Source organism: Alkaliphilus pronyensis (genome assembly GCF_009017275.1).
In the GTDB taxonomy this organism is placed as follows: Bacteria; Bacillota; Clostridia; order Peptostreptococcales; family Natronincolaceae; genus Alkaliphilus_C; species Alkaliphilus_C pronyensis.
The window spans coordinates 33,375-59,679 of the sequence record NZ_WBZC01000012.1 but is presented as its reverse complement, the minus strand read 5'-3'; the positions used below and the strand labels follow the sequence as shown (position 1 = coordinate 59,679).

Below are 26,305 nucleotides of genomic sequence, written 5' to 3'. Positions count from 1 at the left end.
CATAATTCAAAAATAACTATTGACATACAGAATCGGCTAGTGTATTATTGAATTACAAAGAGCAGAATGACTGCTCATTTTTCCGGAAATATAAAATAAATTATGAACATACTTAAAAAAAGAGGTGAGGATATTGGCAGTAAATTATGAGAGTATGCTTTTCAAGTTAGCAGACAGTATTAGAGGGAGTTCTAGTAGTGTGGATTTTAGAACAGTTATTACCTCAGCGCTAGTTTTGAGATGGTATGAACTAAAATCAAAAAAACTGATTGATAGAGATCGGTATGATTTTACTAGCATCTTGCACAATGTGATCGATGAGATCGAAGAAGAATACTATCCCTTACAAGGTGTACTTAAAGCATTAGTTCTAGATAATCATAGGCTTAGGGATAACAAATACAATGTTTTACTTGAAATGTTGGAAAGAATCGGCTCATTCGTAGAAAAAGAAGACGAAATTATTACGCTAATCAATATGCTGTTAACAGAAACTGATATCGGTAATGACAATTTTTTGACACCAAAATCAATCAAGCAGATAATGACTAAGCTTGTTAAGTTATCAGATAATGATTCAGTAGCAGATTACTTTATGGGATACGGTGGTATTGGCTTAAGCCTGAAACAAGCCAATCAAGGATATGACTTTTCCTATTGTGGAGAAGAAATCAATAGGAACACGTATCTCCTTTCAAGGATATTGATGTTTATAAATGGCATGTATAACATTGATATTAAAAACAAAGATGCTTATGACCTAAGCAATGTTAAACAGAATAGTTTTGACTACGTATTAATGGATGCGCCATTCTCTCTAAATAAAGCACTAGATCACAATAGAGTTTTTGAATATGGACTTCCTAGCAAAGTTGCAGCAGATTGGGGGAATTACCAAATTGGACTTTATTCCCTAAAAGATACTGGAAAAGCAATAGTTACAGCGGCTTCTGGAGCATTATTCCGCTCAAGTGATCATGGTATCAGAAAAGCAATAGTTAATCTTGATATGATTGAAGCTGTCGTTTTGTTACCTGTAAGTTTATATGCTGAAACTTCAATACAGACTGCTTTGATTGTTTTCAATAAAAATAAAAGTAATCAAAGACAAAAGAAAATAATGTTTGTAGATGCTTCAAATGAATATGAGCGACTTAACAGAAGGCAGAACACGATCCCAGATGTTGGCATTGATAAAATTCTAAGCTGTCTACAAGAACATAAGGAAATAGAAGGATTCAGCACACTAACGGATACTGATTTTGTTGCAGATAACGAGTACAACTTAAATCCTAGTGTCTATATTAATGCCAAAGTCATAGAGGAATCATTAGGTAAGACAATTCAGCTCAAGGAGGTTGCAGAGGTATTACCAGGTGTCCAAGTAAGTAAGAGCGATTTTGAGACACTTCGTAGAAATCCAACACATTATTACTTGAATATTAAGAATATCCAAGAAGAAGGCATTGTATATGACGATGAAGAGCGTATTAGAGACAAGAAAGTTAATTGGTATGGTAAATATGATATTAAGGCTGGAGATATTATTCTGACATCTAAAGGTACAACTTCAAGAGCTGTTATTGTACCGGATGATTTTAAGGAGTCTTTCATTTCCAACAATCTAACCATAATCAGAGTTAACAGCAGCAAATATGACCAATATGTTCTAAAAAAATATCTTGAAAGTGAAATTGGGAGATTGGTCCTTGAAAACGTCACAACTGGAACAACCATCAAAGTCATAAATGCCAGCAAGCTAGAAACAATTGAAGTTCCTGATTATGATTTAGAAACCATTCAAACTATTGGCGCTCGTATTAAGAAAAATGAGCAAACTTATTATCAAAAAATTAGAGAAGCAAAAGAAGATTTTGAAGCTCAAAATCAGGAAATCATGAAGGAACTTAAGCTTTAACGAACTGTCCTGTTCATAGGACAATAAAATCGGTGGAAAGATTGCATATCGTATAATTAAGCGTTAAAATAGTAATTAGCAATATTTGTAATGTACGAGTAAATGTTTACTATGTAAAAAACTGGCTTATAGGCCGTTATACTTGGAGGATTATAGAATGAATAAAGAAAAAATATCATTAGCTCAACTTGAACGTTTTTTGCTAGAAGCAGCGGACATTCTTAGAGGTAAAATGGATGCATCTGAATTTAAGGAATTTATTTTTGGAATGTTGTTTTTGAAAAGAATGTCTGATGAATTTGATTTAAAACGTAAGATTTTATCGGAAAGAGATTATAGTCATTTAAAAGATGAACCTGAATTATTGAAAGAAATATTAGAAGATAAAACGTCATACGGCGAAACCTTCTTTGTACCAGTAAGAGCTAGATGGAATGAATCTTGGATTGATGAGAATGGTGAGCAAGTACCTGCTTTGAAAGATTTGAAACAAGATATTGGGAGTATGCTTAATAAAGCGTTAGGAGCTATTGAGGATGAAAATGACGCATTGGCAGGTGTTCTAAAAAACAACATCAATTTTAATGCAATAAAAGGGAAAACAAAGATTACGGATCAAAAATGGAAGGACCTTTTGGATCATTTCAATAATCCAAAGTTTATATTGGTTAATGATAATTTTGAGTTTCCAGATTTGTTGGGTGCAGCATATGAATATTTAATAAAATACTTTGCTGATAGTGCAGGAAAAAAAGGTGGCGAATTTTATACGCCTGCTGAAGTTGTTCGCTTACTAGTTCAAATAACAAAACCGCAGGAAGGTAATACAATATATGACCCAACTGCTGGTTCAGGTGGTTTTTTGATACAAGCACATCAGTATGTAGAAGAGCAGGGGCAAAATCCTAATGACTTATCTCTATACGGGCAAGATTCCAATGGAACTGTTTGGTCAATTTGTAATATGAATATGATTCTGCATAATATCACTAGATTCACTATTGAAAATGGTGATACATTGGAAGATCCTTTGAATATAAAAGATGGGCAATTGATAAAGTTTGATAGAATTCTTGCAAATCCTCCATTTTCTCAAAATTACAGTAAGGCAAATGTAAAATATCCAAACAGGTTCAGAGAGTGGTGTCCTGAAACAGGAAAAAAAGCTGACTTAATGTTTGTTCAACATATGATTGCATGTTTAAAACCTGACGGTCATATGGCAACTGTTATGCCACACGGTGTTCTCTTTAGAGGTGGAAAAGAGAAGCTGATTAGAGAGATATTCATTGAAGACGATATTATTGAGGCAATTATTAGCTTACCACCAGGTTTATTCTATGGAACGGGAATACCTGCATGTGTTTTAGTTGTGAATAAAAATAAACCAGACGATTTGAAAGATAAGGTATTATTTATTAATGCAGATAGAGAGTATGCAGAAGGTAAGGCTCAAAATAAATTAAGACCTGAGGATATAGAGAAAATTGACTATGTATTTACAAATAAAATAGAAATATGTAAATACAGCAGGATCGTTGATAAGGAAAAGATTGTTAGAGAACATGATTATGATCTTAATATCAGGAAGTACGTAGATAATACACCTGAACCAGAACCTGAAGATGTTCAAGGTCATCTGATTGGAGGTATTCCTCAGAACGAAGTAGATGCCTTAAATGATGAGCTTTCAAAGTTTAAATTAGATACTAATGTAGCATTCTCTGATGATAGAGAAGGATATTTACGATTTAATGATCAAATTAAGGCAAAGGGTGATATTAAAGTTCTAATTGATAGGCTTGAAACTGTTAAGTCCATTTATTCTCAACATCATATTAAGTTAAAAGAGTGGTGGGATGTGGCAAAAGAAGATTTTTCTGATTTAAGAGATGGAAAGAAAATGCCAGAAGTGAGACTGGAATTGCTAAATACCATTAAAGATAAGCTCATAACTCTAGGAACACTTGGAGAGTTTCAAACCGCTGGAGTTTTTGTGAATTGGTGGGGAAATATAAAATATGATCTCAAGACCATTATTTCTACCGGATGGCACCATAGTTTGATTCCAGATATCTATTTGATTAATGAATTTTTCCTAAATGAAGCTGATGAGATAGAGTTTATAGAGAACAAAATTTCAGAGCTTGAAAATGAGCTTTCGGAATCAATAGAGGAAGCTTTTGAAGAATCTAGTTATGAATTAGATGAAGAAGAATCATTGAGTTTAACATTGATTAAAAAAATCTTAAAAGACCAAATTGCTGATCTCAAAGATAATAATTCAATATCTGCAGTTAAAGAAAAACAAAAACTTGAAGAGCATCAGTATAGAATACTAGGTCTAGATAAACGTATCAAAGACAATAAGTCTAAGCAAAAAAAGAAGGCTGATGAATTAGAGTTAAAGATACAGTTAAAGCGTTTGGGTAGTGCTGAGTTTATTGCAGAAAATTCTCGATTGATACAACAAATTGACAAGGAGAATAGTGTATTGAACCCAGAAAATTCAAGTGATAAGCGAAAAATCAGTGCTTTAAAGAAGGATAAAAGTACTCTACAAAGTAAAATTGATAATACTGACAAAGTCCTACTTGCTATCGGTGGGCAGATAACAGAGGAAAAATCTAAAGAACTTATTTTAAAGAAGCTTTACGATCAAATTAGTGATGAAATGATTCGATATCTTAATGCTGAAAAGAGGCAGTTAATCGGTTCGATTGAAAAATTATGGGCTAAGTATTCAGTTTCCAAAGAAATGATAGAAAATCAGTGCGAAGAAACAATGAATCAATTGAATGAGTATTTGAAAGGTCTGGGATATATAAAATGAAGAATTTAGATATATGGAGTGAAGGAACTTTAGGAGCTTTTTGCGATATACGAATTGGTGGAACTCCCTCTAGAAATAACGAGGATTATTGGGATACTGAAAAAGAGACTGAGAATTTATGGGTTTCAATTAAAGACCTTAATGCAAGTCATATTACAGAAACATCAGAGTATATATCAGATGCAGGTGTGAAAAACTCCAATGTAAAAAAAATTCATAAAGGTGAAATTTTATTAAGTTTCAAACTTACTATTGGGAAAGTTGCTTTTGCAGGAAGGCCATTGTATACAAATGAAGCAATTGCAGCATTAAGTACAGAAAAGTTGGATAATAAATTTTTATTTTATGGTCTTCAGAAGTGGAATTTACTTCAAGATGTTGATCAAGCTATAAAAGGTGCAACGTTAAATAAAGAAAAATTAAAGCGGATTAAGTTTCTATATCCAGAATCAAAATTAGTACAATCTAAAATCGCTGAAGTCATAGAAACAGTGGATTCTGCAATTGAGAAGTTCGAGGACTTAATCGCAAAACAAAAAAGAATAAAAACCGGCTTAATGCAAGATTTATTGACCAAAGGCATTGATGAAAATGGGGATATTCGCTCTGAAGAATCTCATCAGTTTAAAGACACACAGTTGGGTCGAGTTCCGATAGAATGGGAAGTAAAACCGCTTAGGTGCTATGCAGCTATTTATGGAGGCTATGCTTTTAGTAGCAAAGATTATGTTGAAGAAGGAATACAGCTTATCCGAATAGGTAATTTGTTTAAAAATGCATTGTCACTAAACAGAGATCCAGTATTCTTAGATGAAAGTTTTAGAAATGATTATTCAAGATTTCTTCTTCGTAAAGGTGATATCATTTTGTCTATGACAGGAACTGTAGGTAAAAGAGATTATGGCTTTGCTGTGAAAATTGATACTGAAGATGAGTTCTTGTTAAATCAACGAGTGTGTAAATTTGTAACTAATAATATAACACCTGAGTTTTTATTAATCATTTTGCACAGTGAAGATTATTTAAAAAGATTGTATGATAGTGCAGGTGGTACTAAGCAAGCTAATCTGAATGAATCAAATATTTTAGATATTCCAATCAAAATGCCATCAGCACCAGAGCAAGAACGAATAACTAGAATTTTTAACAAGTGTGAACAAACAATTACAGATAATACTTTACATCTGAATAAGCTGAAATCAATTAAAGTCGCTCTAATGCAAGATTTATTATCTGGAAAGAAGAGTGTAACATCTTTACTTAATGATCTGGAGGTGGTCAGCTAGTGAAAATAGATATAACACCAGAACATATAAAAATGGATGAACGAAATCACGTTGAAAAGCCTTTTTTAGATCAATTACATGTATTAGGCTGGGAAATTATCGATCTGGATGCTAAACAGCATCCAGAAGATAGTCATCGAAGTAGCTTTACTGATGTTGTTATGGAGCCTGTATTGAGAGCGCAAATAAAAGAGATTAATCCTTGGATAGAGGATGATCAGGTAGATGAAGTAATTAAGCAATTAACAGCTAATGTTTCAGGAACAAGTTTGATTGAAAATAACAAGCAAGTATTGCATTATTTACTCGAGAATACAAGTGTAAGTAAGAATAGAAAAACAGGAGAAAACAGTCCTACAGTCAAATTTGTAGATTATAAAAATAAAGAAAATAACAGCTTTATAGCGGTTTGCCAGTTGAAAGTTAGAATACTTGGGACAGAACATCATATTAAACCAGATATTGTATTGTTCTTAAATGGATTGCCAGTTGTAGTTGTAGAGTGTAAGTCGCCAAAAGTTAAAGATGCTCTTCCTGAAGCTATTGATCAGATTATGAGATACAGTGAACAGCGTGGAGCCAAAGGTGAGGGGAGTTCTCCACTCTTTTACTATAATCAATTTATTATTGTTACATGTAGAAACCAAGCAAAGTTTGGGACTATAACAACGCATAATGAAAAGCATTTTTACCGTTGGGCAGATCCATATCCAAGGAGTATTGAAGAGTTAGAACATGGTGCAAGTGGTCCAAATGATCAGCAACGACTTGTAGCAGGTATGCTAGATAAGCAAAATTTATTGGATATAATCCGTACGTTTACTTTGTTCTCAACAAATGATAAAGGACATGCTATAAAAGTTGTAGGTAGATATCAGCAGTTTAGAGCTGTTAAACTAGCCGTTAATCGTTTATTGGAAGGAAAGAGTCCTAGAGAAAGAAGCGGTATTATTTGGCATACGCAAGGTTCAGGGAAATCACTGACAATGATGTTTATGGTAAGAGAAATGTACCGTCATGCATCTTTATCGAAATGGAAGATTGTTTTTGTTACAGATAGAACTCAATTAGAAGAGCAATTGACAGAGACGAGTCAAAGTATTGGTTTTACCGTTAAAGTTGCGAATAGTATACGAAAATTAAAGGAATTGCTGCAAGCTGATACTTCTGATTTAGTTATGGCCATGATTCATAAGTTCAGAGAAGCTGATTTAGTAGAAATGTTTCCAGAGCTTAACAAGAGTCCTCATATTCTAATTATGACTGATGAAGCCCATAGATCTCAATATTCTATGCTAGGGGCGAACCTTGATAGAGGACTACCTAATGCGACAAAGATTGGTTATACAGGTACACCTATTGATAAAACTGAAAAAGTATTTGGCGAGTATATTGACAAATATACAATGCGTCAAGCAATTGAAGATGGTGTAACATTAGAAATTGTATACGAAGGGCGTACACATAATGCTGAGATTGCAGATCAAGCAGGAATGGATGCTGCATTTGAAGATGTATTTAGCGACTATAATCTACAGCAGAGAATGGAAATCTTAGGTTATGGATCTAGAGATGCATATCTGGAAGCTGAATCTACAATTGAAGAAAAATCAATGGATATGGTCGACCATTATTTAACACATGTATACCCTAATGGATACAAAGCTCAAATTGTTGCAACTTCTCGTGAGGCAGCAGTTAGATATAAGACGCATATTGATAAAACTCTTGATAAACGTATTAAGGCGTTAGAGATTGATAATCCTAGTAGTCTTGACATTAAGCAGTTGAGACGTTTTAAAACAGATGTAATTATTTCAAGTGGGCATAATGATTTACCACACCTAAAGGAATACTCAAATAAGACTAACCATGAGACAAGTATAAAAAGCTTCAAATTGAGTTTTGGAAGTAGCGAAGATGGGACTTCTGGTGACATGGGTATTCTCATTGTTAATAATATGTTACTTACAGGATTTGACGCTCCTGTAGAACAAGTCATGTATTTAGATAAAGTAATTATTGCACACAATTTACTCCAAACTATTGCTCGTGTAAATCGAATAGGTGGTTCATCAAAAGATAAAGGATTTGTTGTTGATTACGTAGGGATTGGACACCACTTAAAGAAAGCCATAGACAATTACGATGAGAGAGAACAAAAAGAAGTAACAAGTGCTTTAAGCTTCCCCGAAGATGAGTTAAGAGATCTCGAGTTAAGTTATAAAGAAATTATGGAATTACTCAAGAAATATGGGTTAGAAGATTTAACTGATCATGATGCTTTCTTTGATTTGTTTTATGATGAGGATATTCGGTTTGATTATATGCTTGCATTTAAAAAGCTGACACGTAACCTAAATTTAGTATTCCCTGCTAAAGAAGCACTAGGGTATATGTCAGATTATCAAGCACTGACAGAAATAAATGTATTAGCAGGTAAGCATTTCAGAGACGCACGATTAAGTATGAAGGGTATTCCACCAAAATTAAGGAGTTTAACTGATGCATATTTAGAGTCTCGTGGGATTGAGCAAAAGGTTGAACCGGTTTCCATCCTAGATGATGATTTCCAGAAACAAGTTGAAAAAAGGAAACGTTCAAAAACAAAAGCAGCAGAAGTAGAGCATGCTATACGACATCATATCGATATTGAATTAGATGATGATCCAGATTTGCAAGCATCTTTTGCAGAAGCGCTTGAAGGTGTTTTTTTGGCATTCAAGGATAACTGGAACAAAATTTATGAAGAACTTGAGAAGTTAAGAGAGCGTATAAGGAATGCCAGCAAAGAACCTACTTATGGTTTGCATAAAAAGAAACAAATGCCGTTCTTTAGAAGTTTTAAACGTCATCTATATGATGATAGAGAACTTAATGATGATGAGATATCTTTAGTAGTGGATTTGACGCAACAAATATATCTACTTGTAGAACGAGAAATTTGTCTTTCTGGATTTTGGGATAGTATTCCTGCAAGAAATAAACTAAAAGCAGAAATTCAAAAAATGCTATTGTCTAAAAAGTTTATAAGAATACCTGGCATGGTTAGTAAGAAAAATGAACTTATTAGTCGTGTTATGGAAATTGCAGAGAAGAATAATGATACTATTCTTTATGCGGAGTGATGTTTATGGATATCAAATATGAGATAAGAAGGTCGAAGAAGAGGAAAAAGCTTACAATAAATATTGAAAGAGATCGTAGAATTGTGGTTTTAGCACCTGAGAATACTTCTGATGAAAAAATCAGACAGGTCATTGATTCAAAAAAACAGTGGATTCATGAGAAGTTAGGCCATCCGCAAAAGTTTGCTGCAAAGCCACACGCACCAGGTAAAGAAATTATCAATGGTGAGTCTTTATATTACTTAGGTCATCAATATCAAGTTGAATTAATAGAATCGACTAATGATGAGCTAGTATTTGATAATAAGTTTTTGTTTCCTATGCAGGAAAAGGAAAAGAATTTGGTTCTTTTAAAAAAATGGTATGTAAGATGTGCTAAAGAAAAAATAATTCCCAGAGCAAGGAAATTCGCTAAAGACTTAGGTGTGGAAGCAGAAAGCATAAAAATTGTAGATAATAAGTACCGTTGGGGTTCATGTACCACGAAAAATAATATCAATATTAGTTGGCGATTGATGCAAGCACCGATGTTTGTAATTGATTATATTATTATTCATGAGCTTGCTCATCTAATTGAAGCGAATCATACACCAGAGTTTTGGAATATTGTAAAAGCACAGTTGCCGAAAATGGAAAAAGCTAAATTGTGGCTTAAAGAAAATGGTCAAAGAGTTCAAGAAGAATTATAGTAAACCCAAATTGAGAGGTGGATTTTATGGCAGAAATCAAATATGAAATTAAAGAAACTCTTGGAGTCTTATCTGAGAACAATAAAGGCTGGTCTAAAGAGTTAAATCTTATTAGCTGGAACGATAGAGAAGCGAAGTTTGATATTCGAGACTGGGCAACTGAACACGAAAAAATGGGTAAAGGTGTAACTTTATCTAAAGATGAATTAATTAAGTTAAAAGAAATTTTGAATGACATGGATCTATAAAAACAGATGAACTGACATCATTGACGGGCACTCTAATAAATCATGGTTTTATTTGAGTGCCTTTTTTGGAAAAATGTAATGGAATAATAATCCATATAAAAAAAGGATGTGGACTGTATCGGAACTGTAATTGTAGATTTTATAATGAATAATCCAGTTGAGGTATTGGTAATTGGATTTGTTGCATATATAGTGGCAGGCAAAATCATGCGGTCTGCAAATGATTATTTTGGGATATGGTTTGGTAGAAGAGGTGGCAAGCTTTTGTGGTTAGTTATTGCATTGATGATTAGTGGCTCATTCCATTGGGTTAAAGAACTTTTTACTTAGATAAGAAAGGGGGACACGTATGGGAGCCAATTCTAAATTAAAACTCAAGCCGTTCTACATCATGAAAATATTGATGGAACAAACAGATGAGCAACATCCAATAACAGTGAATGAGCTTATTGAAGAACTCAGGAAATATGAAATATCAGCAGAAAGAAAGTCAATCTATGCTGATATTGAAATGCTAATGGAGTTTGGGCTGGATATCATCTGCCAAAAAGGTAGAGCTAATCAGTATTTTATTGGAGTTAGAGATTTTGAATTACCAGAATTAAAGCTCTTAGTTGATGCAGTTCAATCTTCAAGATTTATTACTTATAAAAAAAGTGAAGAGTTAATAGGTAAGCTTGAAAAACTAACAAGCGTTCATGAAGCACAAGAACTTCACAGACATGTTGTGATATCGGATCAGATCAAAACGATGAACGAAAGCATTTACTATAACGTAAATGACATTAACAAAGCGATTCAAGAGAACAAGCAGATTCGTTTTAAATATTTTGATTATAACTTGGACAAGCAAGTTGAATATAGAAGAAATGGCGAATGGTATTATGCGAGCCCCTACGCTTTCACTTGGGATGATGATAATTACTACATGATTGCATTTTATGAACGATACGAAGACATAAGCAACTTCAGAGTTGATCGTATGACGTCTATTGAGGTAATTGATGAAGATCGAGTTTTCGAGGGAGAGTGCCAAGCGTTTAACGTTGCTGACTACTCAAAAAAGATTTTCAGAATGTTCAGCGGTGATACGGAAAAAGTAAAAATTCAATTCGATAATTCATTGATTAATGTTGTAATTGATAGGTTTGGAAAGGAAGTTGAGATTCAAAAAGTGGATCAAGATGCTTTCGTGATTGAAGTTGATGTTGTTGCTACAAACACTTTTTTAAGCTGGTTATTTATGTTTGGGGATAAGGTTAAGATAGTTGAACCAGAAAGCTTAAAAGAAGAAATGATTAGTACAATAATGAAAATAACACATATTTATTAAAGTAGATTAGCGTTTTTCAATAGGACTGATTATGAAAAGAAAATTGAGAGGTGATATTTTGAAAAAAGCATTAATTATTGGAATTGATGAGTATCCAAATGCGCCACTTGCAGGATGCGTTAATGATGCAAGTGCTGTTGCAGAATTACTGAAGACTAATGGTGATGGTGGTCCAAACTTTGATGTATCGTTAAAACTTAATATTAAGTCCAAAGCTGAATTCTTAGATTTACTTGAAAGCTTATTTAATGGCGATGCAGAGGCCTCGTTTTTATATTTTTCAGGACATGGAAGCGAGCAAGGACATTTAGTTACGCCAGATTATAAAGGTAAAGATTTAGGTGTGTTAATGAGTGAAGTACTAGGTTATGCAAATAACTCAAAATGCAAGAATAAAATAATCATATTAGATTGTTGTTATTCGGGGAAATTTGGAGAGTCGCCAGTAATTCAAAGTAATGAATCCACACTTGGAGAAGGTGTTACAATTATGACCGCAAGCTCAAGAGATGAAGTTGCTATGGAAAGTGGAGGGCAAGGACTTTTCACGGGTCTATTTTTACAAGGCCTAAGAGGAAGTGCTGCTGACATAACAGGCAAGATTACTCCAGCAGGGATATATGCATTTATTGATCAATCTTTAGGAGCTTGGCAGCAACGTCCCATTTTCAAAACCAACATCTCTCATTTTATATCAATACGTGATATTGAGCCAAGGGTTCCTAAAAGTATTTTGCGTAAGCTAGGTCAATATTTTAGTTCACCTAGTGATGAATATAGATTAGATCCTTCGTTCGAGTTTACAAATAGTCCGGAGTATGAGCATGAATTATTAGAACCACATGCTAAGCAAGAAAATGTAAATATATTCAAAGAGCTTCAACTTTTTGAAAGTGTTGGGTTAATTGAACCGGTAGATGAAGAACATATGTATTTTGCAGTAATGAAAAGTAAGTCATGCAAGTTAACTGCACTTGGGTTCCACTATTGGAAATTATCTAAAGACACACGATTTTAATATTTTGGAGGATAAGGATTATGAAAATAAATGCTTTTATACCACATCGCTGGAACAATAATGACTATTCAGATATTACCGCATTACTAGATAGAACAAAATATTGTGTTAGGGATTATTCTGTGCCAAGTAGTTCACCATTTGACAGTGTTGATAGAAGATTCAGTGTAGACCCGCAGATTCAAAAGCAAATCAAATATGCAAGTGTAATTATCTGTTCAAATCGACCAGCGAATAATTCGGGCATGTCGCTTGATGAAATTAAATTTGCAATTAGTATTGGAAAGCCTGTAGTTGCAATAAAAATTACAGAAAGTACAAGTAGATATATTTCAGAGTTAAATATTCCTGTTGTATCAAAAAGAAAAGATGCTCTAGAAACATGGATTAGTAGAAATGTGTAGGCTTGTTTTATTCCATAAATTCTATTTAGACAGTTGGAAAAGGTGATGTCATTTAACTGAATATCCTTTATAAGAGAGATCGATTAAAGATATGAAAGATGGTAGGTTAATTCAATATATCAATACTGAAAGTATAAGCTGGAGATTGTAAGTTGTCAGTTAGAGATTGGTAAGAAAACACTAGATGAAATATGGGAGTATTTCTATTGTTGACTAAGATTACTGTTCATATTTTGATTGACAAAAAATGAGGTGATTTATGAAAATTTCAAAAGAAAACATTGTTGAATTATTGAGATTGCTTCTTCCATTCGCAAAGAAACCTATTGAATCTTGGGTTGTAAAGTTTTTTCTTAATTTTGGTGGGACAATACTACTTGCAGGATTAACAACACCTATTTGGCAGAGCCTATTACTTCGTCTTAGCGATAAATATTTAGGTACAAACTTAAGTGAATCCAATACAACTTTAATGGTTGTGTTAATAACGATTGCTTTTTTATCATGGACTATTGGATTGATGTTCTACTGGCTAATGGTTCATAAACAGAAGGTACCGAAGCCTAAAGATATTTCTATTTATCAACATTCAATAGAAAATGTAGTAAATAAGAATCCTGTGTCAGACGATGAAGAACTCTATGAAATTGATTTGAGATTTGAACTGAAAGACAAATCACACTATGGAATAAAGAAAGCAATTGAGAAACAATTCGATTTGACAAAATCTATTCAAGAAACGATTAAACGTGAAAATCATTCACAAGTCAATTACTATGGTTTAGCAAGCATACCATTTACAATGCTTCTTGGATACAATATTTCTGACAAATACGATGTAGTTTTCAACGAATGGGACAACAATCAGAAAGAATGGTTAAGATTATCAGAGGATACTGATTATCCTGAAATTTTAGTAACTTCTAAGAATCCTCTTGATAGAACTAAAAATAGTGGAGAACTTATTGTCAGAGTTAATTTTACAACAAGGGTTGAAGATGAACATATTGAAAACTTAGCTTTGAATGTTCTAAATATAATTGATTTTGGAGTAGAAGTTCCAAAACGTGGAATTATAACAAGTAAAACTCAAATCGTTGAGTATCAGAACGCCTTCAGGAAACTGATGGATGACATTAATGATAAGTATCCAAGTATTAAACGAATTCATTTATTCATGTCAGCACAGTCGTCAATTGTCTTCACCATAGGAAGTAAAATAAGCGAAAGAATGGATGCGGAAGTTGTTATTTATGAGCATGCCAAACAAAATGAGAACGATATACGTTATCCTTGGGGGTTGATACTTTCCAAAGAAAATAGAAGAAGTGAAGACGTTTATTTTGAATCAGAAAAGGGGGAATTACATGTACGACATGAGTAAAAACATCCTGGAATTTCATGATAACCATGTAAAACTTTCAGAATCAGAGAAGAGTAAGCTGAGAGAGTATAAAACTCTAAATCTTGGACGACTTAAAGATGGATTGGTTGAAATTAATGAAGATGAAGATACAGATTATCAGATTTTGCTAGATTATGAGCAGGGTAGTGTCTCGATGAGCACTTTGACTCAAAATGATAACAAGGAATATGACATTGATATTGCGGTAATTTTTGATGAAGTCAATATTCCTGACGACCCAGCTGAAGCTAGAAAAATTGTTGAAGCAGCATTATTGAAGAAATGTACAAATTTCTCAGACCCTCCAACAGCTCGAACAAATGCAGTTACTGTTTGGTATAAAGATGGTTATCATATAGATTTTGCTGTTTATAGACAGAGAACATCGTTTTGGGGAAATACCTACTTTGAACATGCTGGGGAATCATGGACAGAAAGAGATCCAGTAGAGGTAAAGAATTGGTTCACGAATGAGATTAATAATCAGAGTCCTAAAAAATTATTTGGTGCCACAGTTCGTGAAGGTCAAATGAGAAGAATTGTAAGACTATTAAAGATGTTCTCGAAATCACGACTAACGTGGTCGTTGCCAGGTGGGTTCATACTGTCAGCACTAGTTGCAGAATGTTATCAGCCAGATTATCATCGTGAAGATGTTGCCTTCTATAATACCATGATTACAATATACAATCGCTTGGACCGTTCAACGGATGTATACAATCCTGTTCATACTGACCAACTTTTAAATCATGATGATAAGACAACTAAGAAGATTGAGCGATTAAAGAAGAAACTTGAACAGAAACTTGATAAACTAAGTGATTTATTCGAGTACGGATGTGATGAGAAAACAGCAAGAAAAGCTTGGAAAAAGTTCTTTGATCATAGCTACTGGTCAGCAGAAGTGATAGTATCTGAAATGAATATCGCAAAATCATGGTTTAACTCATTTAGTGCTGATGGATACAGACTTGATGTTGATGTTGATGTTTTTTTTAGAAAGAATGGTAATGTAAGATTGCCAATAACGCATGGTATTCATTATATTCCAAAGAAGAAGTGGATTATGTTTAGAGCAAACCATAACATACCACAACCTTATAGTATCGAGTGGGAAGTATATAACTATGGTGATGAAGCTGAAGAAGCAGGAGATACTCATCACAAACATGAGGAACACAATTCTTGTATTCATTGGGAAAGTACAAAATACAGAGGACCTCATATTATGATTTGTTCAGTCAAAAGAAGTGGAAGAACTGTAGCAAGAGAGGTCGTTAATATTGATATCGCTTAGATAGCAGATTATGTGAAGACTTTATAATATTTCAATCAATTTCTGGCAGTGAGATGAAAAAATGAATTAATTTATGGAACAATATGTATCATATATGAGTAAAGGCTTTGTGCTGGAATTAAGATGCCAAGAGGATGTGGTTGGGTTAGAAATCCAAGGAAGTATGCTTATAACAAGGTATATAATCGAACATCATTTGATATTTTTAAGTTAATGAAGAAATTGATTAAATAGGGGGATGAGTCATGGCTAGAAAATTTGAAAATATGCCGGATCGAATTATGGGGCATAGCATTAAATATAAGGTGATACCAACGGTCTGTAACTTGAAGAACATGTTGGAGAAGTTGCAAGCCGTCAGTGGTGACTTCAGTCAACTAAAACAGTGGGAGAAGAGAAGCTACAAAGCATACAATATTGAGGCTATAAAATCATCAATTCTTAAGACTGATGAAAAAAACTGGCCAGATCTAATAAAGAACCATATGCTTAACGGTGAGAAAGCACAGTTTGGAGCAAGCTGCATTGATATTTATTTGGTAGCTTATGTTGCAAATGAATATGGACCTGGAAAAGATATTTTTGCAGAATTCATTTACAGTAATGAAGTTTCAGATAAACCTAATACGGTTAACGCTATATGGACAGTTGGAAAAGGTGATGGTATTTATTTGGATCTTCTGAATCAAGATGGTTCAATTAAAGATTATGACTTTTTTGAGAAGTGGATATCAAGATAGAATTGAGATTATTGGAGGTGGGAGTTTGGGATTATTTAAACTGAATTACAATAAAACAGATTTATCTGATGGTTATATGGAAAAAGCAAATAAAGAGCCTATTGATTATGAGAAAGACTTTGAAAATTGGCTAGAAAATAGCCCGCACGTACTATTTGAGGATGACACATCAACGATCATGTGGATCGGAAGACAAGTTTCCACAACTACATATGAAACAACTAAATTTCCTGACTTAATGGGAATAGACTCAAATGGAGATGTGGTTCTTGTTGAGCTAAAAAAGGGCAGGACACCTAGAGATGTTGTAGCACAATTATTGGAATATGCTGCTTGGGCTGACAACCTAAGCTATGAAGACTTGAATGTTCTAACAATGAAATACTATGATAAAGATGAAATGTATATCGGCATGGAACTGTCTGAAATTCATCAAAATATTTTTTATCCAGATTTAGATGGCGCTGTTGAACGGAACTTTAATCAGAAGCTAAGGCTTTTTATCGTTGCTGAAGATATTTCAAAGTCAGTAAAAGAAGTCGTTCGATTTCTAAATAAAAAAGGGAATCTTGATATAAGTTGTATGAAATACGAAGTGTTTAGATCAGAATCAGGAGAGTTCTTTGTCAGCACTGAAATTGAGGAAGCTTCTCCTGTTGAATCAAAGCATTCAGGTAGTCGTATGACATCTGCTTCATATGGCTGGAATGGGGATGTACCCGTAAAACAAGTTGTAAAAAATGCTGTGGATGAAGTTCTTAAAATAAAGAATGATGGTATCTTTACAGGTAAAGAGGTTATCTCACAAGTGATAAAGCAGTATCCAGATTGCAATCAGAATACGATTCGATGTCAGATTTATGCGGATTGTGTCAACCATAGTTCAAGAAAACACTATAAAGGTGGCCAACTCGACATGTATTATACAATCGGAAATGGACAATTCAGGTTGTATAATCGTCTGAGTGATGGTAATTGGAATGCAGAGGGAGAAAAAATCGAATGAGTTTAGATATTGGAAGAGAGGACATTCTTCAATTTATAATAAATAATGATAACCTCGAAATAGTTAAGGCAAAGCTGAATCGCTTTAATCCCTTGAAAGTACTAAGAGTTCAGGACCATGAAGTGAGACATTCAAACCTATTGGCCTGGCTGTTTAATCCGTCTGAGAACCATAACTTTGATGAAAAAATATTAAAAAGATTCTTACTCAAAGTGCTTTTAAAACCAATTAATGGCGATGTAGTAGCTGACATTGGAAGCATTTATGATTTACAGCATGAAAATCTTAATGACTGTGCTATCTATAGAGAAAAAAGTAACATTGACATATTGATAGTTTCAGATGTAAGTAAGATAGTAATCTTAATTGAGAATAAAGTATATTCGGGTGAGCATTCTAATCAGCTAGAAAGATATTTGCAGATAGTTCAAAGTGAGTACAACGGTTACAAGATTATTCCAATTTTATTGACTTTAGATGGATCGGAGCCCTCATCGGAAAGATATTATTCTGCAAGTTATGAAGACGTAATTCATAGTATTGAATTTATCCTTAAGCATTATGCCGACAGAACGTCAAGTCAGGTTATAGAGTTTATTGAACATTATGTCTCAATTATCAAGGAGAAGTACTATATGGATGATGAATTAAAAGGTATTTGTAAAGATATATATTTGAAGAATAAAGATGTTATCGACTTGATTTATTCTATTGGGAATGAGATTGATATTGAAAAATCAATAGAAGATTTTAATAAGGAGTTTCCTGAAGTAGAGAAGGTATTATCAAGGAATAAAGTATATTGGTTCCTAATAGAAGAATTTAAGAAAACTAAGAAAATGTCTGAAGGTTGGTATGCTGAATATCCGGTATGTTATTGGTTTAGTGAGTATTATGGAAAATTGAAATTAACACTCGAAATTGGACCATTTGATGAACCCTCAAAGCGGATTGAATTTCTACAATTACTAGAGAAAAATGGTATCAAAATTCAAGAGAGAGCAAAAGAACTTGGAAGAAAGTACACAAGGATATATACAAAAACAATCCAGATTAAAGATTGGACTGATTCTGAGGAAATAACAAATGCAATGACAAATCTTTATAAGAAGAACGAGCTGAAAGAAATTGAACAGAAAGTAATTGAATCAATAAGTCAATTTGACTGGTCTTTCTAATCAATTTAGGAGTGGGGTGATTCAATGAAGAAAAGGGAAATTGAATATTTCCAAGGCTGCCTTGTCGGTGGAGCATTAGGCGATGCTTTAGGCTGGCCAATTGAATTCATGAAGTTAAATGAGATTAAGAGAACTTATGGTGAAAATGGATTAACGCATCTAGTTCTTTCTGATGATGGAAAGGCTCAAATTACCGATGATACTCAAATGACAATGTTTACAGCTGAAGGATTATTGAGAGCAGAGTCAAGATTGACTAATAAAGGGATTTGTCATGCGCCAACGGTAATTTACTTTGCGTTTCAGAGATGGCTGTTTACTCAGGGGTATCCAAAAAAGAAGGATATTGATTTTATTTATGACGGTTGGTTGTTAGAAATTGATAGACTATTTGCTTCAAGAGCTCCAGGAAATTCATGCATATCTTCTTTGCTGAAGGATGAAAAAGGAACAAAGGATAATCCAACAAACAATAGTAAGGGTTGTGGAGCAGTTATGCGGTCTGCCCCTTTTGGATTATTTCTTGATAAGGACACAGCGTTTGAAATAGCTATTGAGACGGCAGCTCTTACTCATGGACATCCAACTGGACAACTTGCAGCAGGTTCGCTGGCTTTTATGATTGCTGAGATTCTCGAGGATCAAAGTATAATTGCAGCTACTTTCAATACAATTGATAAATTAAGAAATGAAAATGAAAGTATTGAATGTATATCAAAGTTAGAAGATGCTATAAGTCTTTCTCAAAGTGACTTATCTGATGTTGAAGCCATTTCAATGATTGGTGAAGGATGGATCGGTGAAGAAGCATTAGGTATAGGTGTTTTCTGTGCCATTAGGTATCAAAATGATTTTAGACAAGCATTAATAGCATCTGTCAATCATAGTGGTGACAGTGACAGTACAGGAGCAATAACTGGAAATATACTAGGTGCATATAGTGGCATTGATTGCATTCCAAAGGAATGGATTCAGAATACAGAATTGATAGAAGAGATAACACAGCTTGCCAATGATCTTCATCGCGTATATGAAGATGGCGACGAGTGGTGGAGAAAATATCCTGGATACTAATGAGAAGGTGGTGGTGCCGAATGGCTGTAAACTACAAGATTTGTCCAAATTGTGGTTCAATGAAAACACTGAAGATTATTTATGGCATGCCAACACATGATACCTTTGTTAAAGCTGAAGAAGGTAAAATTAAACTTGGCGGTTGTCTTGTTATGGACAATAATCCCGAATATTATTGCAGTGACTGTAATTATGAATGGCATAGAGATGACAGTGTGAACTACGCGTATAACCAGATAAAACATATCAAAGCGGCTGTAGGCGGTTATTTTGATGGATACTATGAAGTGACAATAGACTTGCATAGCAAAGAACTGAAATGGAAGCACTTTGGCTGCGGTCATGAAGAAGAGTTTAAGAAAATAGTACGAAATGCTACTGCTGAAAGATTTGTCGAAGAGCTTAAGTCTATTGATATATTGAACTGGAAATCACAATACATTGATTTAGATATTATTGATGGCACTCAGTGGAGTGTAGAAATTCAAATGCTAGGAAAGAAAATTAGCAGACACGGTAGTAATAATTATCCGGAGAGTTGGGATGAATTCTGTAGATTAATGAAAAAAATCTCTGGGAAAAAGTTTAGGTGATTGTTATGAAAAAGAAAAACGTAATTAAAAGTAAACGAAAATTGGATAACAAAATAACTAGAAAACACATTGAACTTGAGCCAGGAGATGAGTACTTTCCGAATGGAATTTTCAAGTTTCATATCACTAAGCTAAATGAACACATTGATAAGTATGGTGAAGAGTTCATTGTAGAAGAAATTGATGTGAATGAGTACTTTAGGTATTTCTGCAATGAAGAAATGAATCCTGAATATGTTGAAGCAGCAGATTTGAATAGGCCAGTAATACTGGCTGAGATTGCTCCTGATCGTCTGCATCATGGCTATCCTACCATCTCAAAGGATTACTATTCGAGGGGATATAATTTGATTGATGGTCATCATAGACTGGTAAAGGCGAAACAAAATGACGTTGAGAATATAAAAGCATATATTGTTCGCATGGAACAGCATATACCGTTTATGATTGAAGGTTTTGAAGAGTATGTGGAATATTGGAATTCAAAGCTAATCTAGCAAACTAATGGAGGGGAAATTATGGGTACATTTACAGCACAAATTTTAGTTGGACATGATCATAGAAATCATGGAGGGATAATCCCATCACATTCAGTTTATTTATCTGAGAATAGCAGACCAGCATGGATTTTGGATACTATTGACTTATTTGGTGATGACATAGACAAGAAAAAAGTACGATGGATTCCAACTGTGGATAATATGTTAGAAGATGCTATGTTATTAATTGGTATTCATGTGATTAAAGACGAAGCTGTGATAAAAGCAGCAAGTGAATTCTGTAAACATGATAATTTGTATGATCTCGAGCTTTATGATGCTTTTGAAAAAGATGATTTAAAAGTATTATATGAGCTTGTACGAACTACTAAAATAGATTATAGTATCGCTTTGACAATATTTAAGGAATCTCATATCATAAATCAATTTCATATTTTAGACCATTACGAATGTAGAGCCAATATTTTCACAGTGTCACATATTAATTATCGCGAGGGCTTCCATGGCTAATTAAAAAACAAGAACTGTCCGATAATTTGGACTGTTCTCTTTTTTACATTGACACCGAACGTATGTTCGATATAAAATATAGATAAGCCCTTTCCCTGGTCCTAAAATCTACGAATTAGAAAGTTGGAAGTGTATGAATTAAATATGAGAGTGTGAAGGTGATAATGTTGGAGAAAGTGAAGGAAAAAGATGAAAAACAGAAATCTATCGAAGATTTAGGTAAGATTTATAATTTTGAAGCATTGTATAGTGACAAAATGTATCATAATACAAAGCTCCTTTTGAAACTGTACTCAAAAGTCATGTGGCGAATGAGCAACTCAATTATGGAAATGGAGGCAGAGTGTTATCTGTCCAGCGGCAGCAGACTTTTCGATGTTGTTGATACATTAATTGATGTTGATCCAAGAGTGGATAAAGCAAGAATAGAAAGCAGACTACAAAGTATTGAGGACAGCAAGAGTATTTTAGAACTAATCGATAGAGCATTGGTCCTCTTGAAGAATTATCCCAATGACGGCGAGAAATATTATGAGATATTAAGTAAATCTTACTTGGTGTTTGTGAAATATAGCGAAAGCGAAATCCTTGAAAGCATGAATATATCAAGATCTACATTCTTTCGAGACAAGAAAAAAGCAGTTACACTATTAGGTGTAATTTTGTGGGGATTTGTGATTCCTGATATCAAAAAATCACAGGTACAATGATGATACTGTTTTGAGACTAATTTGACACCTAAGTGATACATAAATGGAACTCAATCAGTACTAAATAGGAACTTGTCTGGTACTGACACGGTATTTTGTGACTGATATACTAACCATACTGGGAAAACTTTGAGCTGAAGCCCCTAAAGATGAAGTGATTTCATCCTCAGGGGCTTTCTTTATGCCCAGAATTATGGTGATAAAAATTAAATAGTGACTCCGAACACTTTGAGTTGGAGGCATTTAGTGAGCTGCACAGTTATGTGTGGCTTTTTTTATTGCCTTCAACAAGGAGGAACTTGCAATGAATCAAGGATATGTAAGCTGGATTCGTGGTCCGTAACTTTTTATTTTGTAAAGAACATTTCACTAACTACAAAATAGGAGGTACTGATCATGAAAGAATCAGAAGTAAAAAGCAAAGAACCAAAAAAATACTATATTCCTGTAGATGGAAAGTATTATGAAACAACTAAAGAGATTTATGAAGTGTATTACAAAATGGACAGAAGGGAGCGCTATTTGGAAGAAAGGGATATCAAAAAAGGCGTTAAAACCTTCAGTGATATCAGTAGTTCTGCATATACAGCGGATGAAATCATTGGCGACGTTGAGCTTGATGTAAGCGATACTGCCATAACAAACATTTATATTGAAGCAGTTCTTGAAGCATTATCTTACTTGGATGAAGAAGATCAATCGCTAATACAAGAGCTGTTTTTTTATGGGAAAACTGAACGTGAATTAGCCGCTGATTTAGGACTTTCAAAGACTGCGCTTCATTTTAGAAAGAATCGAGCACTTGAAAGAATAAGAAATCAAATAAGTTTTTAAAAAAGTTTTTCAAATTAATAGACCAGACCCCCTCGCTTTTCGGCTTAAGAGTGAAGGGGTCTTTTATATCCCTATGAACTTTGACAAACAGTAAGAACACATTTACTCATATTCAATATTTTAGGTACGTTACCTTGTGACCGAGAGGGAAGCGACGTAAGCGGATACGCCATGACGGAAATTCCAGAGCGATTACATCCGGCTTTAAATTATCAGGTGGTCTAGATAATTCGCCATAATCCACAAGGGGAAATTTGAACGATACTTCTGCCAAGTCCTAAGCATCCTATGGATGGCAGCCTGAAAGATCATCAGGAGAATACAGCCTTTGCCTGGAAGCCAATGGCATAGGTTGCTTCTATGAGGTCAATGACCATTGACCGCCTAAAGTATTTATTAACTATATTTTAAAAGAATCGCTTAACAGTACAAACGTGTAACGAAGTTGTTATGACATGGTTCTAGGTTTGTGCTGTTAAGTGAAACAAACTTAACTGAAGGAGAAATGATGGATAATATACAAGCAAATTTATATACGAAAGATATTCTAAATAAAGTAATCGGTGAAAAATGGATCGCAGAAAACTCGACAGGCGTATTCATTATAAAAGACTGTATCTTAATCCAGAGCTTTACCGGGAAAAATTACACCTATCGGGTGGTTAACTATGTTACGGGTGATCAAAAGTATCTGTTTTATAAAAGACATGTAATGAATAAAAATGAGTATGAAAGCGTGATAGAAAAAATTAAAACACTATCTTTTTATGATATGAAACAAGCTTCAGATGGCACTGAAATGATTGATCATATCTTAAGGGATATTTTTCCTAAGTATGGTTTTGTTGTCAGAGAAGAGCAGGTAGAGTTATCAAAGCATATATACGAAAACATGAAAGAACGGAATATATCCTTAAGTGACATTGCAGTTGGTCTTGGCAAAACACATGCCTATTTAATAGCAGCTATCGTGCATAGTATTTTTGAAAGAAAGGGTTGTTTCTATAAGCAAATGCCAATCGTGATTACTACATCAAGTATTGAATTGCAACGCTCAATTATAAAAGAGTACATACCGGAGATTTCTAAAATGCTGATAGAAAATGGGATTATCTCATCACCCATCACCTGTGTGCTTAGGAAGGGTAAGGAAAACTATGTTTGCGAAAATCGGTTAAACGATTATTTTCAATCACTTGATTCCAAGCGTAAACCTTCTAGTGAATATAAAGGGATACAAAAATTAATTCAAAGCAGAAATATTGATCTAGCTGATGCTGAAGATATCAGTGGGTATGACAAACGAAAAATCAATGTCAAAAGTTGCCAGTGTATGAAGTGCAGCAAGTTTAAAACATGTGCTTTTCAGCAGTTTATGAAACAAGCGAGAAAAAGCACCTATCATTTTCAAATATGCAATCACAACTATTATTTGGCAGACCTATTAAAGAGAAAGGATGGTCGAAGATCATTATTGCCGGATTATCAAGCGGTTATAATTGATGAAGCACATAAGTTAATGGATGCTGCAAACCAGATGTACGGAACAAATATTAATGAACATGAGATTAATCACTTTATGAAGAAGATCTCGCCCACTCATTCTAAGAAGAAGAGCCAAAAGGAATTAAAGAATTTGACGAGTGAAGTGATGGCGCTTAATCAAATGTTCTTTGATGCTTTAACTGAGCAAATTCCTGGCAATGCATTTTCTGATGATACAGAAAAATATCCAACAGCAATCACTTTAAGAATGATGAAACTATTAAGGAAAATGGTATTCACCATTCATGAAATCAGTAAGAAGATGAGCTACACTGAAAGACAATTTCTTATTGACCTAAAAACTGTTCTAGATGGTTTGAAAGTTTTTCTATTAGACAAAAGTATTTATTGGATGGAAAACCCAAAGGCAAAAGGGCAAAGGATGCTATCCTCCATCCCCAAAAACATCAGTGATGAGCTGGGACAGGATCTATGGACTGCTAAAAAGTCTATGATTCTAACATCAGGTACTTTAGCTGTCGATGACGATTTCAGTTACATTAAACACCAACTTGGCATGAAATCGGTGGTTGACTTTAAGGTTAAGGAACTTACCAAATCATCACCATACAAATATGAAGAGAATTGCTTAATTTATATACCAAATAGAATGCCCTTTCCTAATACAGATAATGAGGAATACATTCAGGCTATTAGCAGGGAAATATCAAATTTAATTGATGCTTCCAATGGACATGCCTTAGTTCTATTCACTTCTTATAAGCCACTACGATTAGTATTTCAGCAGGTTAAGGAAATGCAAGTGAATCGTCAATTGATAGCAATGAACCGTGGCAGAAATACAGCCATCGACGAATTTAAGAATAGTCAAAACGCTGTCCTGTTTGCAACTGGAAGCATGTGGGAAGGTGTAAACATACCAGGCGATGTATTGTCTCATTTAATTATTGTGAAGCTACCGTTTCCAATACCAGATCCAATAAGTGATTATGAAAAGTCGTTGTATCAAGATATGAATGAATATCTTAAATCGGTCTTGATTCCCCAAATGCTAATCAAATTACGACAAGGTGTTGGCAGATTGATACGGAGTGAGACTGATACTGGTGTTATTTCTATACTAGATGTTAGAGCTAGTGATAATGGTCGGTATCATCAAGATGTTTTAGATGCATTACCAAAATGCAGGAGAGCAGAGAGTATTGATGATATTCGAGGTTTTTTAATAGAGAAAAAAGATGAAGCATTCTTTGATTAGATAAATAGTGGAGGTAGAGCCAATGGATGATAGATTGAAATTTAGTGAGCAAGTTGCTATGCTGAATCACTTGAAAAATAAAAAGGTAATTACGACAATGGAGTATGATAAGATCAGGCTATTTATCAAGAAGAAGTATAAAATTGGAATCTATGCGATGGAGTAATGTTCTTGTAACAAGAATACTTAAATGGACTCCGAAATAAGTAAACACGTAACAGAATTTGCCTCCTTTTGATGTAACAATTATCACATAGCGATTGACTCACTCGCTATATGATGGTAAAATTATAAAAAAAGTGAATGAGTTAATCACTAAGAGGAGGATATGTATGAAAAGAATTCAATTTTACCCGAGTGAAGAATTAGCGATAATTTTAGAAACTGATGCAAAGAAAAAAGGTGTTAGTGTAAGTGCTTTTGTAACAGATTTACTAAATGAACACTATGGATTTTCCAAAAAAAATATTCCGAACTTAACTCAGTTGACAACTATTGTTTTAAAGGAAGTAGAAGAATATCTAACAAAAACTGAGGCAAAGATTCAATTTGATTTAAATGATGCGTCAGAGACTTATAGAAATATTGAAATGACAAATGGAAAAAAGCCAAGTACAGTAAGAGCTTCTATAGGTCGAAGTTTTGGAAGTAAAATAGGTAAGGAACCTTTTAGTAATGTGAGACTAAGTAAAACTAACGACGGAAAGCAAAATTTATCAGTAAATAACGCGTTGCTTTACGAGAAATTTAAAAATGAATAGAGAATAAAATAAGTGATCAAATGATATTCTTTGCTATGACAAAAGCAAGTAATCAAAGGTAACCAAAATTTGAAGG

24 protein-coding genes are annotated in these 26,305 nt (G+C 33.9%); all 24 read left to right on the top strand.

All coding sequences use genetic code 11. The features are described from left to right. The first annotated feature begins 310 nt into the window (after positions 1–310). The 24 genes from F8154_RS04135 to F8154_RS04025 all read left to right on the top strand — a co-directional run bounded on the left by F8154_RS04135 (position 311) and on the right by F8154_RS04025 (position 26,229). On the top strand, positions 311–1,918 hold the full coding sequence (locus tag F8154_RS04135; RefSeq protein ID WP_243141164.1) for an N-6 DNA methylase: 1,608 nt from the start codon (positions 311–313) through the stop codon (positions 1,916–1,918). A gap of 157 nt (positions 1,919–2,075) precedes the next feature. Next, entirely contained in the window at positions 2,076–4,751 is a 2,676-nt protein-coding gene (locus F8154_RS04130) for a type I restriction-modification system subunit M (RefSeq protein WP_151860332.1), read from the top strand. Continuing rightward, complete coding sequence (locus F8154_RS04125; RefSeq protein WP_151860331.1) at positions 4,748–6,037, top strand: restriction endonuclease subunit S; 1,290 nt, start codon at positions 4,748–4,750, stop codon at positions 6,035–6,037. Before F8154_RS04130 ends, F8154_RS04125 begins: the two co-directional genes overlap by 4 nt. Then, positions 6,037–9,165 (top strand): type I restriction endonuclease subunit R, encoded by a 3,129-nt coding sequence (locus tag F8154_RS04120; protein WP_243141157.1) that lies wholly within the window; start codon positions 6,037–6,039, stop codon positions 9,163–9,165. The genes F8154_RS04125 and F8154_RS04120 overlap by 1 nt, the downstream gene beginning before the upstream one ends. Before the next feature lie 5 nt (positions 9,166–9,170). Further along, positions 9,171–9,854: a M48 family metallopeptidase gene (locus F8154_RS04115; RefSeq protein WP_151860330.1), complete on the top strand. Its 684-nt coding sequence runs from the start codon at positions 9,171–9,173 to the stop codon at positions 9,852–9,854. 26 nt (positions 9,855–9,880) lie between these two features. Then, complete coding sequence (locus tag F8154_RS04110; RefSeq protein ID WP_151860329.1) at positions 9,881–10,102, top strand: YdbC family protein; 222 nt, start codon at positions 9,881–9,883, stop codon at positions 10,100–10,102. Between the two features lie 144 nt (positions 10,103–10,246). Further along, positions 10,247–10,432, top strand: coding sequence for a hypothetical protein (locus tag F8154_RS04105; protein WP_151860328.1), 186 nt, complete (start codon positions 10,247–10,249; stop codon positions 10,430–10,432). Positions 10,433–10,451: 19 nt separating this feature from the next. Continuing rightward, positions 10,452–11,435, top strand: coding sequence for a helix-turn-helix transcriptional regulator (locus F8154_RS04100; protein ID WP_151860327.1), 984 nt, complete (start codon positions 10,452–10,454; stop codon positions 11,433–11,435). A gap of 58 nt (positions 11,436–11,493) precedes the next feature. Next, a complete protein-coding gene (locus F8154_RS04095) occupies positions 11,494–12,453 on the top strand; it encodes a caspase family protein (RefSeq protein ID WP_207706825.1) in 960 nt (319 codons plus the stop codon). Between the two features lie 20 nt (positions 12,454–12,473). Next, entirely contained in the window at positions 12,474–12,857 is a 384-nt protein-coding gene (locus F8154_RS04090) for a hypothetical protein (protein ID WP_151860326.1), read from the top strand. 259 nt (positions 12,858–13,116) lie between these two features. After that, on the top strand, positions 13,117–14,241 hold the full coding sequence (locus tag F8154_RS04085) for an SAVED domain-containing protein (protein ID WP_151860325.1): 1,125 nt from the start codon (positions 13,117–13,119) through the stop codon (positions 14,239–14,241). Further along, entirely contained in the window at positions 14,225–15,559 is a 1,335-nt protein-coding gene (locus F8154_RS04080) for a nucleotide-binding domain-containing protein (RefSeq protein ID WP_330577834.1), read from the top strand. Before F8154_RS04085 ends, F8154_RS04080 begins: the two co-directional genes overlap by 17 nt. A gap of 245 nt (positions 15,560–15,804) precedes the next feature. Then, entirely contained in the window at positions 15,805–16,299 is a 495-nt protein-coding gene (locus F8154_RS04075; RefSeq protein ID WP_151860323.1) for a hypothetical protein, read from the top strand. After that, complete coding sequence (locus F8154_RS04070; protein WP_192930153.1) at positions 16,250–17,305, top strand: DUF7669 domain-containing protein; 1,056 nt, start codon at positions 16,250–16,252, stop codon at positions 17,303–17,305. The genes F8154_RS04075 and F8154_RS04070 overlap by 50 nt, the downstream gene beginning before the upstream one ends. Then, positions 17,302–18,483 (top strand): PDDEXK-like family protein, encoded by a 1,182-nt coding sequence (locus F8154_RS04065; RefSeq protein WP_151860321.1) that lies wholly within the window; start codon positions 17,302–17,304, stop codon positions 18,481–18,483. Before F8154_RS04070 ends, F8154_RS04065 begins: the two co-directional genes overlap by 4 nt. Positions 18,484–18,507: 24 nt before the next feature. After that, complete coding sequence (locus tag F8154_RS04060; RefSeq protein ID WP_151860320.1) at positions 18,508–19,557, top strand: ADP-ribosylglycohydrolase family protein; 1,050 nt, start codon at positions 18,508–18,510, stop codon at positions 19,555–19,557. Then, positions 19,533–20,150, top strand: coding sequence for a hypothetical protein (locus F8154_RS04055; RefSeq protein WP_151860319.1), 618 nt, complete (start codon positions 19,533–19,535; stop codon positions 20,148–20,150). The genes F8154_RS04060 and F8154_RS04055 overlap by 25 nt, the downstream gene beginning before the upstream one ends. Before the next feature lie 5 nt (positions 20,151–20,155). Further along, entirely contained in the window at positions 20,156–20,647 is a 492-nt protein-coding gene (locus F8154_RS04050) for a hypothetical protein (protein ID WP_151860318.1), read from the top strand. Positions 20,648–20,668: 21 nt separating this feature from the next. Next, on the top strand, positions 20,669–21,160 hold the full coding sequence (locus F8154_RS04045; protein ID WP_151860317.1) for a hypothetical protein: 492 nt from the start codon (positions 20,669–20,671) through the stop codon (positions 21,158–21,160). 164 nt (positions 21,161–21,324) lie between these two features. Continuing rightward, entirely contained in the window at positions 21,325–21,870 is a 546-nt protein-coding gene (locus F8154_RS04040) for a hypothetical protein (protein WP_151860316.1), read from the top strand. A gap of 396 nt (positions 21,871–22,266) precedes the next feature. Continuing rightward, complete coding sequence (locus F8154_RS04035; RefSeq protein ID WP_151860315.1) at positions 22,267–22,704, top strand: sigma-70 RNA polymerase sigma factor region 4 domain-containing protein; 438 nt, start codon at positions 22,267–22,269, stop codon at positions 22,702–22,704. A gap of 508 nt (positions 22,705–23,212) precedes the next feature. After that, a complete protein-coding gene (locus F8154_RS04030; RefSeq protein WP_207706823.1) occupies positions 23,213–25,468 on the top strand; it encodes an ATP-dependent DNA helicase in 2,256 nt (751 codons plus the stop codon). A 22-nt stretch (positions 25,469–25,490) separates the two neighbouring features. Then, positions 25,491–25,634 carry a hypothetical protein gene (locus F8154_RS15020; RefSeq protein ID WP_192930152.1) on the top strand — a complete coding sequence of 48 codons (144 nt, stop codon included), beginning with the start codon at positions 25,491–25,493 and terminating at the stop codon, positions 25,632–25,634. Positions 25,635–25,800: 166 nt separating this feature from the next. After that, positions 25,801–26,229 carry a hypothetical protein gene (locus tag F8154_RS04025; protein ID WP_151860313.1) on the top strand — a complete coding sequence of 143 codons (429 nt, stop codon included), beginning with the start codon at positions 25,801–25,803 and terminating at the stop codon, positions 26,227–26,229. Positions 26,230–26,305: the final 76 nt, after the last annotated feature.